Genomic DNA, 19,386 nt, shown 5'->3' on the forward strand with positions numbered 1-19,386 from the left:
TACCCACAGCACCTTCCTATTTTATCCTACAAAACGACGCGTAATATTTTTTGCCTTCTCACGCGTTTCGATAATCAAAGGATGCACAGGCTTATCTACGCCTTCCAACACATCTTCTATCGTATCCTTAAACAACAAGCCAATCGGAAGTTCATAGGTAGTTCCGTGGGATGTCTTGAGTACGGCGACGGGTTTTACGACTCCAGTAGCCGACAAGCGGCTGTAAGCTCTACGGGCTTCCATGTAAGCCTCTTGGGTAGCTTCAAACTCCACTGCTTGGGTAGAAATAGTAGCTACTTGCTGCGCAATTTTATCATCAAGTCCTTTTAAAAGTTGACGTAGATGTACGGTATCTTTTCCGGTACGAATTCGCTCGCGCAACGACTGCCGAATCAGATAAGTAATAGCATGAGTGACATCAAGGCCAATCTCAGCCATCTGCTTAAAAATCAACGAAGTAGGCGACATACCCGGCAGCGTGTTAGGATCATGTAGCAATACTCTTCCATCAGGGGTCAGGAAACCATCAATGCGCGCTACGGCATTCATTCCCAATTTTTCAAATACCAGAGCGATATTATATTGAATTTTTTGGTTGTTTTCGAGCGTGGTTGCCACCGGAATAAGCTTCCGAGTTACGTTGAGTTTGTATTTTGTTTTGAAATCAAAAGTCTGACTTTCGTCCATTTTGGCGATTTCGGTAGGAGGCAAAGCAATGACTGTTCCGTCATCATCTTGCACCACCCCGCACGAAAACTCCTGCCCTACCATAAACTCTTCCAGAAGTACTTGATCTTCGGCATTGACGCTCAACAACGAAACACTGCCAGATACAGTCTCTAGTTTCTCCAACAAATCGACGGGATGATAAATGATTTCGCCTGTTTCTTGAATCACTACCGGAAATCCGATGCTTTCATCGAGATTGGCAATACGCTGCACAAAAGCGTGTTTTTCGGTATTACTCCAGCTTTTCCAATCGTCAGCCGAAACTTTCAACACAAAAAAGCACTGATTCATGGCTTTGGTGAAAGCTCCTAAATCATCTTCTTTCACAATCGATACCCCAATAGAAGAGCCTTGATGAGGTGCTTTGACCACGATAGGCAGACCGAGATACGCTTTGGCCTCTTCAAAAATGGCTTGTTCATCCCCTCCACTCCATTTTTCCCACCGTACTACTTGCATTTTTTTCTGCTGTCCATTGGCGCGCGCAATCTGCTCGTTTTGCAAAATTTTATCAATACTCACCGCCGAGCCCAATAGCCCCGGTCCCATATAAGGGATTTTGTGCCATTCGAGTAATCCCTGAATCGCTCCATCTTCGCAATCAGGCCCGTGCAAAATAATAAAAGCAAAGTCGAAGTATTTTTTGAAATCTTGGGGTTGGATGGGCGTTCCGATACCATGCATCAATGCCTCCAACTCCTGAGGGGCAAGCTGCTGCTGTAGCGACTCAATGTACACCTCAAATCCGTCTTCTTTGAAGGCTTCTCCGGGATAAAAAGCCCTAATACTAGCGTGATAAAGCTTCGTCTCGTCGGTAAGAATAAAATTTCCGAGGCTGTCAACAAACACCAATACGGGTTGGAAGAGATGTTTGTCCATATTTTCGAAGGCAGTTTTTCCGCCTGCGTAAGAAATTTCGCGTTCACGCGAAGGGCCACCAAAAAAGATTCCGATACGCACAGTTGTTAATGAATAATAAAGGTGAATAATAGGTTGGAAATGGGCGTTTCCGCTTTCAGATGCGAATATACGCAATGAGGGGATTTTTATTCTTGGATTTTATCTTGGTGCCGGAATCGTCCCTTTCATGCGATACCTAAGCACTACCTTTTTACCGGATATTTTTTCCAACACAGGCTTCAAAATCTGATTAGCATTTTTTTTGGTTTGCTCCAAAATCCCCATTTCAAGCGCCGAATTTTGAATTTGTTTTTCGGCTTGGCGATACGCCGCCTCCACGAGTTTGGCTTGCTCCGTAAAAGCGTATTCGGTATTATAAACCTTTGATTTTGAGTGATCTATTTTATAACTACAAAGCTCAGGTTCGGGAAGATGCACCACTACAGTGTCGGCTTCTGCACTGACATCTGAAGTGGTAATTTTGGTTAAATCTATACAACCAATCGCCTCCCCTTGTACAATCAACACTGCCTTAGGATTAGGAAACCACTGCACAATCTGCTCATGCTCGACAATATCTTTAAAATTATAACGAACAAGCTCAAGTTTTCCTAAAGCTTGCACTTCCTCCAGCACCATGGCATGGGTGGTTTGTGTATCTTGTGTTTCGCCTAATGAAAACCATTTACCCGTTTTTAAGCTCTCCCAAACACTAATAACCCCGAAAATTAGAATTACGAAAATACCCAAACGAAATAGCAAACGAAGCCCAGTGGTCATAATATTGAAAATTTGAAAAGTAAAATTACAAAAGTTGGGGATATACCTATCCGAATCCTGTTTTTAGAAATATATTAAAGAATTTTATTAACTTTATTATCTCTGTTTATCAGCGACTTACCTACCTCTTTCAAAATCATCTGCAAATCTTATAGCAACACAGACCGAATTTTCTGTACCTTTGTATCCCGTAATCAGTCAAAAAAAATCCATTCGTCATGGCTGCTAACGGGCAAAAGACCGCAAAATATATCTTTGTTACAGGCGGTGTAACATCTTCTTTGGGTAAGGGGATTATAGCCTCTTCACTTGCAAAACTCCTTCAATCACGGGGATTGTCGGTCACTATTCAAAAATTCGATCCGTATATCAACGTCGATCCAGGAACACTCAATCCTTACGAACACGGTGAGTGCTATGTTACCGACGACGGAGCCGAAACAGATCTAGATTTGGGTCACTATGAGCGCTTTCTCAATGAGCGTACCTCACAAGCAAACAATGTCACTACGGGGCGCATCTACTATGATGTAATCATGCGTGAGCGTCGAGGCGACTTCTTAGGAAAAACCGTACAGGTAGTTCCGCACATCACCGACGAAATCAAAAAAAGAATGCGTCTGCTAGGTGAATCGGGCGAATACGACGTAGTCATTACCGAAATCGGAGGCTGCGTGGGCGATATCGAATCACTTCCCTTTTTGGAAGCAGTACGTCAGCTAAAGTTTGAATTAGGCGAAAACGATGCCTTGGTGATTCACCTGACTCTTATTCCGTACCTTAGTTCGGCGGGTGAGCTCAAGACCAAACCTACCCAACACTCCGTCAGGATGTTACAAGAATCGGGGATTCAGCCCGACATTTTGGTATGTCGCACCGAGCATCCACTTCCGCAAGATATGCGCAAAAAAATCGCGCTTTTCTGCAATGTACAAGCCGCTTCCGTCATTGAAGCCTTGGATGCTTCTACGATTTATGATGTGCCTTTGTTGATGAAAAAAGAGCGTCTCGACCAACGCGTTTTGTACATGCTCGACATATACGACGACAAAGACGTGGACTTAGAGGCATGGCAAGAGTTTGTGTATCGTCTCAAAAACCCAAAAAACAAAATTCGGATTGGGCTAGTCGGTAAGTACGTAGAGCTACATGATGCTTACAAATCCATCACTGAGTCATTTATTCATGCGGGTGCAGTCAACGAATGCAAAGTTGAAATCGAATGGATTCATTCAGAGCACCTTACTCCCGAAAATGCTGCCGAAAAAATGGCGGCTTTGGATGGTGTATTGGTAGCTCCGGGATTTGGTGAGCGAGGCATCGAAGGTAAAATAGCGGCAGTTCAGTATGTACGGGAAAACAATATTCCATTTTTTGGCATATGCTTAGGAATGCAAATGGCCGTGATTGAATATGCCCGTAATGTACTCAAATGGTCTGATGCCCACTCTACAGAGATGGACAGCGATACTTCTCACGCCGTGATTAGTATGATGGAAGATCAAAAAAATATTACCAACAAAGGAGGTACGATGCGCTTAGGGGCGTATGCTTGTAAACTTCAGCCCAACACCTTGGCCCATAAAATCTATGGTAAAACCAATATCAGTGAGCGTCATCGTCACCGCTATGAGTTCAACAACGAATTCCGTCAGGCGTTTGAAAAAGGTGGGATGGTACTATCAGGTATCAACCCCGAAAATGATTTGGTAGAAGTGATAGAGCTACCCAAACATCCTTACTTCATCGGAGTACAATACCACCCCGAGTTGAAAAGTACCGTGATGGCTCCTCACCCCTTGTTTGTGCACTTCGTAAAAGCGGCTTTGGCCAATGCCCACCAAAAAAAAGAGGTAGCACAACTCCTCGCCGCCGAAGAAAATGAATTGGTGTCGGAACAATAAGTAAGAAGCGTTGGTTTACCACACCAAAGCGTAATATTTCGCTCCCTCAAGTTCATTGAAATATTGACAAAACCCTCATTGGTTAGTTGTTAGTCTCCCATTAGAAATTGGAAACTAACAGCTAACGAACTGCTCGCCCATTCTTTACAATTTTAATACAAATCAAATCACGTTATGAAAAAACAAGTTTCATTATTATCTGCACTAAGTTTTTGTTTATTGTTAGGCTGGATTGTCGCATGTAGTGAAAAAGAGGAACCAACTCCCGAGCCTACTCAGCTTACCGCTACCGATTTTGTAACACAACTACGCGCTCCTATCGGTTTTAGTTTGGATGACAAAGGGCAGCTTTGGGTCACCGAAGCCGGAACGGGTAAAAACGACGCCAGTATTGTGTTAATTACCCCTCAAGGTACCAAAACTACGGTAGCTACGGGCTTTCCTTCCGTCATTTCCAACGGGTCTATCGAAGGGATGAGTCATCCTTTGTACAAAGATGGCAAGCTGTATGTACTTCATGGTATAAGTGGGACACTCTATACCCTTGAGGTTGCGTCTTTCAAATCTGGTGATGCGGCACAAAGTTTGGCCTCTATCAAAAAAGAAGACGTAGGTACTTACATTCGCAGCCTAAACCTTACTACTCCCGTCAATTCCAATGTATTTGACTTGACGTTTGGGCCTGATGGCAACTTGTATATCGCTGACGCGGGGGCAAATGCCATTTTTAAACGCGACAAAACGACGGGTGCGTTGAGCCTTTTTGCTAAACTACCCGATGCCGCTACAAAAGTAGAAGCTGTTCCGACCAGCATTACTTACGACGGTACCAAGTTTTTGGTAACTACGCTTAGTGGATTTCCGTTTACGGCAGGTAATGCTAAAATTTACCAAGTCACAACCGACGGCGCCGTAAGTGAATACAAAACCAATTTTACGATGCTTTCGCACCTCACTCTATCCAAAAACAACAAACCCATTGCTATTCAATTAGCCGAATTTGGGCCTACTGGATTTGTGCCATCAACGGGCAAAGTGATAGATGAAACGGGCAAGGTGTTGATATCCAACATCATGATGCCTACGGATATTGAACGTAGCGCCAACCGCGAATTCTACATTCTTAGCTATGCTTTGGGTACTATCCAAAAATTAAGCTATTAGAACAAAAGCTATTTTCTACGATTTCCAAAGCCTTTAAAATCAAAAAAGGCTTTGGAAAGTTTTTCAGATGAGCAGAGGGTTTTGTCAAAAAATATTTTTCCTTTTCCACCAAAAAAAAGACTCGCCCGAAGGCAAGTCTTCATTAGGAAAATATAGGCTAAGGGTGGAAAAGTACTTTCTTACTTCAAATCATTGGCCAATCTTAATAGCTCTATTTCGGCTGCTTTGGCTGCAAAGCTCAGATTAATTAGGCTATATCCTGCATTTTCAAAACTTTCTTGGGCTTGCCGTACCTCCAAAATCGTGGCTTGACGCAATTGATAGCGCTGCAACATTACATCAAGCAACTGCTTGGCCAAGGCTACATTCTTCTTTTGTTCTTCCATTTGCTGAAGGTTAATACTATAAGCTTGATAAGTTCTTACGACTGTATTGTTCAGATTTCGCTTTATTATATCTTTCTGTAAACCAGCATTTTTGGTATTGACTTCGGCGGCGTATTGTTGGCGCTTAAAAATTGTACCGTTATAAATAGGCACCGCCAACGAAATTCCCACAAAAGGCCCACTATTTTGATTAAGTAATAGCTGCCCTGCGGTCTGTTGGTTGCGGTTGTAGTTATATCCTAAGTTGGCACGAATCGTCGGATAGCGCAGTGCGGCTGTTTCTTTTACAAGCTGCTGGGCGATTTTGATTTGATAATCCGCTGCCATAAGCTCCGCATTTCGATTTACATTTTTCAGAATATCATCAAGTGCAATGTCTTTGTCTACCAAAATAGTGTCTCTAATCGTCAGCGAAGTATCGGCTGAGAGATTGAGCAGCAATAGTAAATCTGTCTTGGCCTGAGCAATGATCAGTTCTTGCGATGTGCGATTTTGTAGCAATGTATTCAAGTCAATCTGCGATTGGTACAAGTCGGCGTTATTGGCCATGCCCACGCTTTGCTGCGCCTTCACAATTTCAAGTCGTTTTTGCGCTACATCAATCGATTGGTCGAGCGTTTTTACATAAATCTGCTGACGGATAATGTCATAATAACCCGTCATCACGCTCGCAATGGTATTCTGAACTTGGGCGTTAAGAAACTGTTGGCTTTGCTGTTCGAGCTGCTCTAGGCGGTTTTTAGTGGCTTTTACTCTTTTACCATTATACAATAAAATACTTCCTGTCACATTGGAGCCCAATTGATTTGCCGATGCTCCATCCCGCTTGATTACCACCCCCGTATTCAGTTTCTGGTTTACGTTGGTATTTTGTTGGTTATCGTTGAGGGTAGCAGTTACAACAGGCAATCCTCCTGCTACTCCGATATGATTATTGTTTTTGGCGACATCTACATTGTTTTTTAGTACTTCAATTTCGAGACTATTCTTCAGGGCGATATTGATAGCATCTGAGAGAGAAAGCGTCTGAGAATATAAGACTTTACAAATGAGAAAAGAAAAAAGTGTTAAAGTGTATTTCTTCATTTTGAAGATATTTTTTACAGAAAATTTCATTAAGTAAACAGGCCTCTATCAATTATCAATGTACTTCTGCTACTTCTGGCTCGTCTACTTTTTCTTCCTGAATCTTTTTATGCTCGCCAGATACAAACGTATAAACCGCTGGTATCACAAACAATGTGAGAATAAGTGAAAACAAAATACCACAAACTACCACAATTCCCAAAGGAACACGGCTCGTACTAGCCGCTCCCAAACTCAACGCAATCGGCAACGCCCCCAACGACGTAGCTAAGCTAGTCATCAGGATAGGACGCAAACGTTGCGTAGCAGCATCTATAACAGCATCTAGTTTTCGTAAACCTTCTTCGCGGCGGATATTGGCAAATTCTACAATCAAGATACCGTTTTTGGTCACTAACCCAATCAACATAATCATTCCAATCTGCGAAAAGATATTGAGTGTTTGGCCAAATACCCACAAGCTCAACAAAGCTCCCGCCAATGCCAAAGGCACCGTAATCATGATTGTGAAAGGGTCGATAAAGCTCTCAAACTGAGCTGCTAACACCAAATAAATAAGTACCAATGCCAAAGCAAAGGCAAAGAGGATGTTGGACGAGCTTTCGGAATAATCGCGCGAAGGCCCCGAAAGTGCCGTTTGATAGCTTTCATCAAGCAACTTGGCAGAGATTTTTTCCATAGCCGCTATTCCATCTCCAATCGTATATCCCTCCGACAATGAAGCCGAAATAGTAGCGGCTTTGTAGCGATTGTAGTGATACAAAGTAGAAGGACTCGTGCTTTCTTCTAGTTTGATAACCGACATCAACGAGATATTTTCGCCCCTTGAATTTCGTACATATAGCTTCTCAATGTCTTCAGGTTTGTTGCGGTCGTTGCGTTCTACCTGCGCAATCACCTGATATTGAAATCCGTTTTGAATATAATACGCCAATCGCCCCCCACTAAAAGCTGCCTGTATCGTGGCTATTACGTCTTGCGTACTTAAGCCTAAGTCTCTGATTTTCATCCTATCGACCGTAAGCTGAAGTTCGGGGCGGTTAAATTTGAGGTTGACATCCACGTTGGCAAAGGTTTTGTCGTCGCGGGCTTCATCCAAAAACTTAGGAATGATATTCCGTAATTTATCCAAATCTTGGTTTTGAATAATAAACTGAATCGGCAATCCTCCACGTGAGCCTTGCCCTACGGCAATCGTTTGCTCTTCTACCGCAAAAATCCGCGCTTGATTAAATCGGGCAAGTTTACGTTGCAAGCTATTGACAATCTCCGTTTGGGAGCGGGTACGTTCGGTAGGTGGCACCAAAGCCATCCGTGGCGATGCGGAGTTGGTACCTCCTCTACCACCACCACCACCAGGCGTACGCACAAACACAAAGTCTCTTTCCGGGATAGAGTCATACAAGAAAGTGCCCAATTCGTCGGCCATTTGCTCCATAGCACTATAGCTTGTTCCTTCCGGGGCAGTCATATTGAATCGAATACTACTACGGTCTTCCAAGGGTGCTAGTTCGCTTTTGAGCGTTCCCATACAAAACCAAATGATACCACCACAAGCAAGTACAATCACCCACGCCATCCACCTTATTTTCATAAAGCCTTGCAAAAGAGAACGGTAGCCATTTTCCATTCCTTGAAAGAAAGGTTCTGTTTTGCGATAAAACCAACCATGTCCGGCATTTTTACGGCTCAAATAAACATTTAGTACTGGCGTAATGGTCAGTGAAACAAAAGCTGACACCAAGACTGCTGCCGCTAGTGAAACCCCAAACTCGCGGAATAAACTTCCGACAAAGCCTTCTAAGAAAATCACCGGTAAAAACACCACCGCAAGCGTAATAGAAGTGGATATAACCGCAAAAAAGATTTCTTTACTTCCCTCAATGGCAGCTTTACGTATAGGAAGTCCTTGTTCGAGTTTTTTGAAGATATTTTCGGTCACCACAATCCCGTCATCTACCACCAACCCCGTCGCCAATACAATCGCTAACATGGTGAGGATATTGACCGAAAAGCCGGCCAAATACATAATAAAGAAGGTGGCAATCAGCGAAATAGGAATATCGATAAGCGGACGAATCGCAATGAGCCAATCACGGAAGAAAAGGAAAATCACCACTACCACCAAAATAAAAGAGATAATCAAAGTCTCTTCCACTTCGGCCAATGAAGCCCGAATATTTTTGGTGTTGTCGAGGGTGACCCGAATCTGAATATCACTTTTATTGCTTTTTTCAATTTGCTCAATACGCTTATAAATTTCGTCGGCAATCTTGATATTGTTGGCACCGGGCTGCGGAATAATCGCCAATCCTACCGCATGTAATCCATTAAATTTCCAACTTTGCTCTAAGTCCTCTGGCCCTAATTCTACTTTGGCCACGTCTTTGAGGCGCACAATTCCCAGGCTATCTTCTCTGATGATCAAATCACGAAATTGATCTTCGGTCGTAAGACGCCCTAATACTCTGATAGTAAGGTCGGTGTTGTTACCATAGATTTTTCCGGGTGGCAACTCCACATTTTCGCTGTTGAGTGAGTTTCTAATATCCGAGAAAGCCACCCCGTACGCATTCATTTTATCGGGATTGAGCCATACCCTCATGGCATAGCGCTTTTGACCAAAAATATTAATAGAACTTACCTCATCCACCGTTTGGAGCTGCTGCTGAAGTACGTTTTCGGCATAATCACTCAATTCAAGCAAACTTTTGGTATTACTTTGAATCGCCATCAACATAATAAAATCACTGTTGGCATCTGCCTTCGACACTACCGGCGGGGCGTTGATGTCCTGGGGCAAATTTCGCGAAGCTTGGCTTACTTTATCGCGTACGTCACTAGCAGCCGCTTCCAAGTCAACGCCAAGGTTGAATTCGACGCTGATTTGGCTACTTCCCAAAGAACTAGAAGAAGTAATGGTCCGAATACCCGGAATCCCGTTGATTTGTTTTTCGAGTGGCTCCGTGATTTGACTTTCGATAATATCGGCGTTGGCACCGGTATAAGACGTACTGACCGAGATCATCGGGGGGTCAATTGCGGGATAATCCCTCACCGCCAAAAAAGAAAGTCCAACTGCGCCAAAAATAATGATGACTAAGTTGAGAACTGTGGCCAACACAGGCCGTTTTATTGATAGCTCGGAGATATTCATATGTTTACTACTTTTCTTACTTTAACCGCTTTATCAGGTTTTGCAAACAATACTCCTGTTACCACAATCGAATCGCCGGGGGTGATACCTTTGGTGATTTCGATGTTGTTGTCGTTGCGTAATCCCGTTTGTACGTTCACAAAAGTGGCTTTTCCACCTTTTACCACAATCACTTGGTTGTTTCTATCATCAGGTATGACAGCACCCGTAGGCACCATGATAGCGCTTTTATCGGTGCTACTTCCTACAAAAACCTTTGCAAATGCGCCAGGATTGGCCGAAGCATTGTCTAGCATGGCCCTTACGGAGAGGTTACGGGTTTGACGGTTTACTTGGGGCTCTATCGCAATCACCGAAGCCCTTTTCATGGTGGTATCTTTTCCGTCTAATCTTACTTTCACCACGCTTCCGATTTTTACCAAATACCCAAACTCATCGGGAAGGGTAAAATCTATTTTCATTTTACCGAGCTGCTGTAGCGTTGCAAGAACCGTCGCAGGAGACACATATGCTCCTGGGCTGACCCTCCTAAAACCAAGTGTACCACTAAAAGGTGCTTTCACTACAGTCTTATCAATCAGGGTTTGAGTATACTCAATATCAGCTTTAAGGGTATTGACATTGTTGAGAGCCACATCATAATCACTCTGATTGATACCATTGACTTCCAACAATTTTCGGAGGCGTTCTTCGGTTTTGGTAGCAATCTCCAGCTGCACCTTAGTGCGTTGGATTTGAGCTTCTAAATCGGCACTATTGATACGCGCCAATACCGTACCTTGGGTTACGTATTTTCCTTCTGGTACATTGAGGTAGGTAAGTCTACCGCTTACTTCAGGTTGCAAATCGGTAGTTTCGTTGGCTATGACACTCCCATTTGCTTCAATGATATTTGTCAAAGATTTGGGAGAGGCTACGAGTACATCTACCACGGTAGGTCTATCTGGTTTTGCTTCGCTTTTCTCTTTTTTTTCTTTGCAAGCACTCAAACTAGCTAGAACTATAGACAATATAATGTAAAAAGAGGGTGTTTTTTTGGTTAGACAATACATCAATATATCATTTAAGCAGTCAATTAAATTCAATGAGGTCAATGGCAGCGGATTTGTGCCTACCCAATCACTACAAATGTAATAATTAGCATAAGATAATGTCGGGTATTCAGACCCAAAACCCCTAAAAGTGAGAGCAACAACCTATATCTTGCTACCAAACATTTGAAGTCACCTGATATACTCCTACTTATGGGTTCTTGCGTGTATCATGATATCGGTTTCTAAAAAAATGCCTTTCACCATTTTAAAAGAAACTGTATTCTCAAACAAAAAACAAGGCAAAATGTTTGTCAAGCTAGCCTACATTCACCTTCAATCATACTAAACGTAGAGACTTTTGCCAGACCATTCGAAGAAAATAAAAAGTACATATGACGACTCCTATTTGCATCGCATAGTCGAGCAAATAAAGAGGCTGCGCCCATATATCACTAGGAACCCGATAGTAGGGGCTTTTGAGTCGCCACCACAAAGAAGGCTGAACAATAGATAGCGCATTGAATATCAAGAACCAAATCACTTCTCGGCGATTTCTAAAATCAACCCAAATGAACGTCAATGGCAGTAAGAAGATAAAAATATAATTGCTGTAAGCACTTTGCTGAGCTACCATCATCGTCCCAAAAATCATCACAAAAGCCGCAGAAAAGGACAAGCGAAAATCTAAATTTCGTAAACGATAGGCAGTCAGAGCACCTATGCCCGTAGTGAGTAAGAGACCGAGCCAATTCCAAGCTTTTGCTCCCGCGCCCAGCACATCGAAAGTAAGCGGATTAAGCACCGAGAGCCAGTTGGGAGCCCGCAGGGTGGCAGCCTCGTTCAAGGGCTGCTCCAGCCACTCCCACTCGGTATAATGATACAATACGCCTAAACATAGCAACCCAAAAATCACCGCTGCCGAGAGCCATTTCAGTGGCTTCGGAATCAACAGCAAAAGCGCCGGCCCCACTAGTATAAATACCGCTTTGGTCAATAAAAACCCAATCACTAGCCCTACTCCTACCAAAGCTACCTGACGCGTACCCTGCCACAGCAGATAGGTCGCTATCAAAACTAACCACATCCACTCGTCTTCTTGCCCCCCAAACACACACAATACCAAAGCCCCCGGTAAAAATAAATATATCAAACTCCGGTAAAGGCGCTCATAGGCCTCAACAACAGGCTCATAAAATCGATTGGTAGTCCAGAGCGTAAGTCCTTCTATCAAAATCATAAGCAAGATGATGGCTTTTTTGTCGAGCCAAAACCATAATGCCAACCCATTGATATAAGGAAAGAAGGGAGAATACATGCAGTAAAAATCCCGATACACCATCTTGAGCTGAACCGCTTCCTTGGCTTGATTGAAGAAGCCATCTAAATCCGAAAAGGGCGTAAAATCTAAAACAATAAAAATAACCACAAAAGGCAAAATGCGAGCCATCATCCAAGCTCCCAATAGCACAAGTCGGGGGTTTTGGCGCTGAAGCCAAGGCAATATCGACGCCTGGTACCACACTAGCCCTCCTACGACAAACGTACAGAGAAGAGCAATAATCGTCTTGGCTACAACTACAAACATGCTTTTGGGGCTAACTGACAGCAAAAGACCGTTTTAGTGCGCAGCACTTCCACGGGCTTTTTGATATATTTTTATAAAATACCAACCATAACAAACTACATTGAGGATTTGGAGAGTATACTCCAACAAATACAACGGTGATGTCAAAATCGAGGCATCATCGTAAGTAGGGCTTCCTAAATGAGTGAACAAAAAAGGCTGCACTACCAACACCGCATTGAAAAACAAAAGGATGAAAACATCTTTGCTTTTTTTCCAGTCAACCACTTCCAATACCAAAGGCAGCATATAAGTAAATGTATAATAGCCCGGCGAAGTAGCCTGAAAGATTGTCATCGCAATGAAAGTCGACAAGAAGGCTATCGGCAAACTTCTCGTAAGTGACCACCGCTGCGCTGGGTAGGTCACCCACATAGCTGTAGAAAGGGTCACGAGGACTCCTATCCAACTAAACGTAGACAAGGGAGGAGCATGTCCCAGCATCGCCGTCAACAAGGGGCGTGCTATCGTAAAGAGATTGGGCGTGAGGAGATTGGTAGTCATCTGAAGCGGCATCAAAAAATCCAACCCCATGATTGAGTAAAGTAAAGCGAGCGTTGGAATTCCGACCAACGACATGCCCAATAGAAATCCCCAACGTTTTTTGAGCAATAACCACAACGGAAACAACCAAAAGCCAAAAGTGGCTTTGATGACAATCAAACCCACCGAAAAACGAACCCCTAGTGGCAAGCCATCGTTTTGGGTTTTGTGATAATAATAGAGCATCCATACCGCAATTCCCCAGATCCAGATGTCTTCTTGGCCGCCTAATAGTACCATTACCATTGGCGCTGAGAGAATCAGGTATATCGCTATCGACTGCAAAGCGCGGGCATCAAACTTACGATAAGTATGGTAGGTGCCCCAAATAATCGCTGCCTCTACCAGCACCATCAACAAAACGATTGCTTTTGAACTATACCACAGCCACAAAGGCAGTGTAATAATATAAGTAAAAAGAGGTGCGTGATAGGAGACAATATCCCTGTATACCATGCCACCTTGATAGGCGACCGAAGCTTTGCCCCAAAAAAAAGGCACATCGCCACGCGGCATAAAATTCAATAAAACATAAATCCCTACAAAAGGAAGTAACCTAAACAACAATATCCCTAACCCAATGACCTGATTTCCTTTTTGTTGCTTTTCTAACCTTTCCCAAAAACCTTGGGCATTAGCACTCCACCAAACTCCCACTGATGACGCTATCACCAAGAGCAATTTGATGTAAAATACGGTAATTGTTGACATCGTAAACTTATTTCTCCCCTACTATTAAAAACTGCTTGCCAAGCACCCACCATGTGAAGGGCATCGCCAAGTATAGTTTTACAAGCAGCGGATGCACGGGAAGCCCACCCCTAAACGAAAGCGGCAAAAAACGTGCGTGTGATTCATGAATTTTAAAACCTGCTCCGTACAAATGCTCTTCTACTCCAAGCTCCGAAAGAACGACAGTATGATCCGCAAAATCGAAATATTGGCGATAACAATACTTAAAATTGGGCCCAATGATACCTATTTTTCCGCCCGGCTTAAGGCATTTATACATCCTTTCCAAAAAAAATGCCACTTCTTCTTGACTATGAAGGTGTTCGAGAAAGTTGGAAATAAAAACCGCATCAAAATAATTTTCTGGCAGCTCTACCTTCAAAATATCCCCAATAATCAGATTCACTTCTGGGCTAGCATAATTTTTGATAGCTTCTACAATGTCTACCGTCCATTTTTCGGGCGAAGGTACTGCATTGATAAACTCGCACATACCTCCTGCCGAATCCAAAATCCTTTGAGGTTTCCCTAATTTTTTGTAAAAATATTCGGCGATTAGTGTCCAAATTACTTTCTTTTTTTCGTGGGCGACTTGCTTAAAACGGTACTCGTAAATTCTATCGTAATTCATTGCTTGTGAGATGAGGGCTTTTTATAACGGAAACGCAAAGAAACCACCCTTTGTAAGATTTTACAAATGAAAAGGGATAATTCCAACGCAACAAATGATTTAAAGGAATCAGATTGTTACGATATCTTTCAAAACATCTAAAAGATGATTTACTTTGAGAGATTCTCCTTGCAATGTAATATCAGCCTGCGTATAAAAAGAACGGCGGTCGTGGTACTTCTGCTGAAGATTGGCAAGCAGCTGCGCATCTGCTTTTTGGTAGGTAGGCCGGTCGTCGGACGAATGTTTCAGAATACGGTCTACGATTTCTTCGGGCGATACATCCAAAAATATACTAAGGCCGTTTTGTTTGATATAAGTCATGTTGTCATGAAAACACGGCACTCCTCCTCCCGTAGCTACAATTAGCTTAGAATCAGGACGGATAGCCCGCAAAATACGGGCTTCTTCTTCTCGAAAATAAGGTTCGCCTTTGTGAGCAAAAATATCGCTGATACTCATCCCTGTTTCTTTTACAATCAGAGAATCCATATCTACAAAACGATACCGAATATGACGAGCGAGCTGCTTACCAAGGGTAGTTTTGCCCGATGAAGGCAGTCCCACCAAAAAAATATTTTTCATTGATTCAAAAAACGCTTCAAAAGAAATTGTCATGATAAGGCTTACAATTTCTTCAATACACCTTCCTTATCGGGGGTGGTATTATAATGCCATTTTCCCTTCACTGTTCCGTCTTTTAGCAACCACACTCCCGGATTTGAACGAGAGATGGTTTTTAAAACAGTACCATCAGCAAAGAAATAAGGTGCTTCGAGGGCGTAGGCTTTTGTGATTTCTTGGATTGAGGCATCACTCATCGAAGTCAAAATCAATGCCTCCACCTCTGAACCTTTGAACGAATTAATCAAAGTGCGGATTTTGGCCAAACTCGCCACGTTGAGATCAGGGCCATTTTTGATAATGATGATGAGCTTTTTGCCCTTAAAAGTCTCCTGTGTAAAATCTCCCTCGTTATTCCAAACTTTGTAATCAGTGATTTTGGGCTTGGCCTCTTCATTGATGAGCACCATCTCCTTGTACTTATAAGTGGTATCGGTCGGAAACTTCTCAAACTCCTCGGTTTTTCCGTCTTTTTCCATGATATACTTGTAGCGGAGTGGCTCCGAAGGCTGCATCAATTGCGGGATGTTGTTACCTACTTTATAGGGCAAAAAATCAAATGGGGGAAGGTACCGAATGGCGTACAAAGCCAGCGCCACCGAAAAAATCGCCGAAAATCCTACCAATGACCCTGTCACAAAACTCCGATATACTTTGCGCTGCCATATGATAAATATAATCAGTACCAGCAGTATGACGTCTTTGGTAAAAGAAGTCCAAGGCTTGAGTTTTAGAAAATCTCCAAAACAGCCACAATCGGTGACTTTGTTGTAATAAGCCGAATAAAAAGTCAGAAACGTAAAAAATACAATCAGTGCCAACAGTACCCAGCTCACTTGCTTCAAACGCCACGAAACAAGCAAAGCCACCCCCAAAATCACCTCAGCAGCGCACATCAACACCGAGAAGTACAGGGCATAAGGTACCAAGCCCATCCAAAAATCATGTAAGGCAGGAAAATCAGTAGCAAATACCTCGAAATACTCCTCAAGTTTGATTTGGGTTCCTACCGGGTCATTGAGCTTGATAAGTCCTGAAAAAATAAAAATGCCACCTACCAAGAAGCGGACGATATGGGCTAGGATTTTCATTAATGGTTTGGTTCTTAAGATTCTAAAGCGACTATTATTTTGTTTGTAAGCCTCAAATTTCAAAAATCACGCCAATAATACGTGTTAATAAAAAGTTAAGCAGCCAATCCCGATTTTATCAAACAAAAAACCGAATAGTTGATTATGTCTTGGTAGCCCGCCTTTACACCTTCCGAAATGAGGGTTTTACCGTCATTGTCTTCTATTTGTTTGATTCTAAACAGTTTCATCAAAATAATATCCGTCATGCTACTGATGCGCATATCACGCCACGCCTCGCCATAATCATGGTTTTTGTTGAACAACAATTCGTATACTTCGCTCATCTGTTGGTCGTACATTTCGGTAAGCTGCTCTGCGCTAAAATCAACCCGCTTGTCGTCGCCCAACTGAATTTGAATCAGCGCCATGACACAATAATTGATAATTCCCATAAATTCGGGAATTTCGCCCTCGTTTACTTTCGAAAAGCCATTTTCTTGAAGCGTACGGATACGTTGGGCTTTGATAAAAATCTGATCCGTAATCGAAGGCAGCCGCAAAATACGCCACGAAGGACCATAGTCTTTATTTTTTTTCGTAAAAATATCTTTGCAACGAGTAATTACACTCCGATATTCGCGCTCAGTTTGAGTGAGGTCAGTCATGTTTTTGGGTTTCACTTCAGGCGATAGTCGAGTCGAATCAGACTATCTATTCGTTTATTTGGCCGCTAAATTATGAAAAAAACGCTGAACATCGGTGGTAAATTACTGGACTTATCAATACCACAAGTCATGGGTATCCTCAATATCACTCCCGACTCATTTTATTCGGGCAGTAGGGTGCTACAGCTAGACGATGCCTACAAAAAAGCCGAAAAAATGCTCTCCGAAGGGGCAAGTATATTGGATTTGGGCGGGCATTCTACCCGTCCAGGGGCCGATGCCGTAAGCGAAACCGAAGAAGCCAATCGCGTGCTTCCGGTCGTAGAAATGCTCCGCAAGCACTTTCCGAGGGCCCTTATCTCGATTGATACCTTCCGAGCGTCGGTAGCTCGCCAAGCCATCGAAGCAGGTGCACACATCATCAACGACATCGCCGGAGGCAACCTCGACCCGCTTATGTTTGAGACGGTGGCCGCGCTTCAGGTGCCCTATATCCTGATGCACAGCCGAGGCACCCCCCAAACCATGAAAGATTTGAATCAGTACGACGACCTCGTGACGGACGTGATGCGGGAGCTACAAGCCAAAATCTATGAATTGCAGCAGCTAGGCGTCAAAGATATTGTAGCCGATATGGGTTTTGGATTTGCCAAAAACGCCGACCAAAACTACGTGTTACTACGCGAACTAAGAGCATTTGAGATTTTGAATGTCCCTCTTTTGGTAGGTGTCTCGCGCAAGTCGATGATTTGGCGAAAACTCAACATCACTCCCGACCAATCGCTCAACGGCACCACCGCTCTCAATACCGTAGCCCTGCTCAACGGCGCGAGTATCTTAAGAGTACACGACGTAAAAGAAGCCGTAGAAACAGTGAAGTTGATGCAGCTTCTCCATCAGACCCATTCCTAATATTTACTAACCAAAATAAAGAATAATCAGAAGGATTATAAAAAATAAAAAGGTCATGATTTTCAAATAGATTTGTTTGAGAATCATGACCTTTCTATGTAAAAAACGTAGGGACTTACTTCACTTTTTCCTTTACTTCCAGTGTTTAGAGTACAGCAATCTTATCTATTCTTTTTAGTATATTTTTTCATAACACACTTACCTAATCTATTTTATATAGAAATATTCTTCATTGAAATTAATCATTGAATCTAGCAAAGTATTAAAACGCCGTTTTATGATATTTAAAGCCTTATTTTCAACTTTCGACACAATATACTCCCCCTAAAACGCTCCAATATCTTTCTAATAAAAAAAATATTTCTTTCGCCGCCACCCTCAAATCGCTGAATACCAAAACTTTATAAAATATCCCATTTAACTCTATCCTTATCCGAATATTTTATAATAAATATTTATGCATAATATTGCGCAGTTTTTATACCTCAACCTCTCATTTAATTTTTTATGTTTAAAACTTTTACTACCACTTTTGTTTTATTGTTTACCGTTTATGGTGCTTTGGCTCAACAAGATGTAAAGCTCAATTTGATGAGTGCCACTAGTCAAAGATTAGAAGTAAGTTATGAAATTCCGGCCCTGCCCAATATCGGCCTCGAACCTATCGTAGGACTTAATTTTCGCAAATGGGCCGACGGAACAAGTGTAAATGGACAGGATATTTCGGTCAAAAGATTTGGCTGGATTGCGGGATTCAAAGGTAATTTTTACTTTGGTCACCACGACGACCTCACGGGTTTTTATATCAGCCCTTATGCTATTTTTAGAAGTGACAAAATTGATTTTCAAGAGCCTACCCGACATACTCGTTTGTCTACAGGTCTGATGATCGGTCAAAAAGGCTTTATCTGGGAACGCCTCGGCTACAGCGTAGAAGGGGGCTTGGGCTATAATCCTATTTACAAATACAACGATGTAAAAACGGGAGCAAAAGTAGAACTCGAAGAAAGCATTCCTATTTTAGGAAGTCTTACCAAAATAAATATTCCTTTCCGGGTTTCATTGTTTTATCGCATTAGCGAATAATTTGAAGCAGGAAAGCTTCTCAACAATCATTTATCGAACAAAAAAGCGCTTCCTCTAAAGCGCTTTTTTTGTTGTCATTTATTAAAATTCAAAAACTTTATGAGTAATCGTTTTGAAAAAATACTACAAATCTTTTATTCACCACAAATTATTGCTAGGGTTTGCATTTAAGAATAAGTAAATGTGCAAATTGTTTTTTATTCTGGAAACAAATATAATCAATTGTTAATCTGTATTTTACGATTAACGGATAAGTACTTAGGCCACCAAAAACTTATCATTAAAGTCCCGTCTTTATGCTTTTGTGAATGAAGATA

At 42.4% G+C, this 19,386-nt stretch carries 15 protein-coding genes; 4 read left to right on the top strand and 11 right to left on the bottom strand.

Annotated features, from left to right (window positions below; translation table 11 throughout):
• Nucleotides 1-21 precede the first annotated feature (21 nt).
• Complete coding sequence (locus G563_RS0120720; RefSeq protein ID WP_028666990.1) at nucleotides 22-1,689, bottom strand: D-alanine--D-alanine ligase family protein; 1,668 nt, start codon at nucleotides 1,687-1,689, stop codon at nucleotides 22-24.
• 99 nt (nucleotides 1,690-1,788) lie between these two features.
• Nucleotides 1,789-2,409 (bottom strand): DUF4230 domain-containing protein, encoded by a 621-nt coding sequence (locus G563_RS0120725; RefSeq protein ID WP_028666991.1) that lies wholly within the window; start codon nucleotides 2,407-2,409, stop codon nucleotides 1,789-1,791.
• Between the two features lie 218 nt (nucleotides 2,410-2,627).
• On the opposite strand from G563_RS0120725, the gene pyrG reads away from it, so the two are divergent.
• Entirely contained in the window at nucleotides 2,628-4,313 is a 1,686-nt protein-coding gene (gene pyrG, locus G563_RS0120730) for a CTP synthase (protein ID WP_028666992.1), read from the top strand.
• A gap of 174 nt (nucleotides 4,314-4,487) precedes the next feature.
• Nucleotides 4,488-5,477 carry a ScyD/ScyE family protein gene (locus tag G563_RS0120735; RefSeq protein WP_028666993.1) on the top strand — a complete coding sequence of 330 codons (990 nt, stop codon included), beginning with the start codon at nucleotides 4,488-4,490 and terminating at the stop codon, nucleotides 5,475-5,477.
• Nucleotides 5,478-5,656: 179 nt separating this feature from the next.
• Here the strand turns inward: G563_RS0120735 and G563_RS0120745 are convergent, their stop codons facing one another.
• From G563_RS0120745 to G563_RS0120790, 9 genes are all read right to left on the bottom strand, one after another.
• Nucleotides 5,657-6,949, bottom strand: coding sequence for a TolC family protein (locus tag G563_RS0120745; RefSeq protein WP_028666994.1), 1,293 nt, complete (start codon nucleotides 6,947-6,949; stop codon nucleotides 5,657-5,659).
• A gap of 55 nt (nucleotides 6,950-7,004) precedes the next feature.
• Entirely contained in the window at nucleotides 7,005-10,106 is a 3,102-nt protein-coding gene (locus G563_RS0120750; protein WP_028666995.1) for an efflux RND transporter permease subunit, read from the bottom strand.
• Nucleotides 10,103-11,116 (bottom strand): efflux RND transporter periplasmic adaptor subunit, encoded by a 1,014-nt coding sequence (locus G563_RS0120755; protein WP_229598542.1) that lies wholly within the window; start codon nucleotides 11,114-11,116, stop codon nucleotides 10,103-10,105. Before G563_RS0120755 ends, G563_RS0120750 begins: the two co-directional genes overlap by 4 nt.
• A 361-nt stretch (nucleotides 11,117-11,477) precedes the next feature.
• Nucleotides 11,478-12,725 (bottom strand): hypothetical protein, encoded by a 1,248-nt coding sequence (locus G563_RS0120765; protein ID WP_028666997.1) that lies wholly within the window; start codon nucleotides 12,723-12,725, stop codon nucleotides 11,478-11,480.
• A 33-nt stretch (nucleotides 12,726-12,758) separates the two neighbouring features.
• Nucleotides 12,759-14,018: a hypothetical protein gene (locus G563_RS0120770; protein WP_028666998.1), complete on the bottom strand. Its 1,260-nt coding sequence runs from the start codon at nucleotides 14,016-14,018 to the stop codon at nucleotides 12,759-12,761.
• 7 nt (nucleotides 14,019-14,025) lie between these two features.
• Nucleotides 14,026-14,670, bottom strand: a complete 645-nt coding sequence (locus G563_RS0120775) for a class I SAM-dependent methyltransferase (RefSeq protein WP_028666999.1) — start codon at nucleotides 14,668-14,670, stop codon at nucleotides 14,026-14,028.
• 108 nt (nucleotides 14,671-14,778) lie between these two features.
• The gene (locus tag G563_RS0120780; RefSeq protein WP_028667000.1) at nucleotides 14,779-15,294 is read right to left on the bottom strand and encodes a shikimate kinase; all 516 of its coding nucleotides are present in this window, start codon (nucleotides 15,292-15,294) and stop codon (nucleotides 14,779-14,781) included.
• Nucleotides 15,295-15,335: 41 nt separating this feature from the next.
• Nucleotides 15,336-16,424 (bottom strand): BT_3928 family protein, encoded by a 1,089-nt coding sequence (locus G563_RS0120785; RefSeq protein ID WP_037327620.1) that lies wholly within the window; start codon nucleotides 16,422-16,424, stop codon nucleotides 15,336-15,338.
• A 95-nt stretch (nucleotides 16,425-16,519) separates the two neighbouring features.
• On the bottom strand, nucleotides 16,520-17,071 hold the full coding sequence (locus G563_RS0120790) for a DUF1599 domain-containing protein (RefSeq protein WP_051211104.1): 552 nt from the start codon (nucleotides 17,069-17,071) through the stop codon (nucleotides 16,520-16,522).
• 72 nt (nucleotides 17,072-17,143) lie between these two features.
• Here G563_RS0120790 and folP point away from each other — a divergent pair, with 72 nt between their 5' ends.
• Both folP and G563_RS0120805 read left to right on the top strand, forming a co-directional pair.
• Nucleotides 17,144-17,983 (top strand): dihydropteroate synthase, encoded by an 840-nt coding sequence (gene folP / locus G563_RS0120795; RefSeq protein ID WP_028667003.1) that lies wholly within the window; start codon nucleotides 17,144-17,146, stop codon nucleotides 17,981-17,983.
• A gap of 507 nt (nucleotides 17,984-18,490) precedes the next feature.
• Complete coding sequence (locus G563_RS0120805; RefSeq protein ID WP_028667004.1) at nucleotides 18,491-19,069, top strand: hypothetical protein; 579 nt, start codon at nucleotides 18,491-18,493, stop codon at nucleotides 19,067-19,069.
• The last annotated feature ends 317 nt before the right edge of the window (nucleotides 19,070-19,386 follow it).

This window comes from Runella zeae DSM 19591 (assembly GCF_000423565.1).
Classification (GTDB): Bacteria; Bacteroidota; Bacteroidia; order Cytophagales; family Spirosomataceae; genus Runella; species Runella zeae.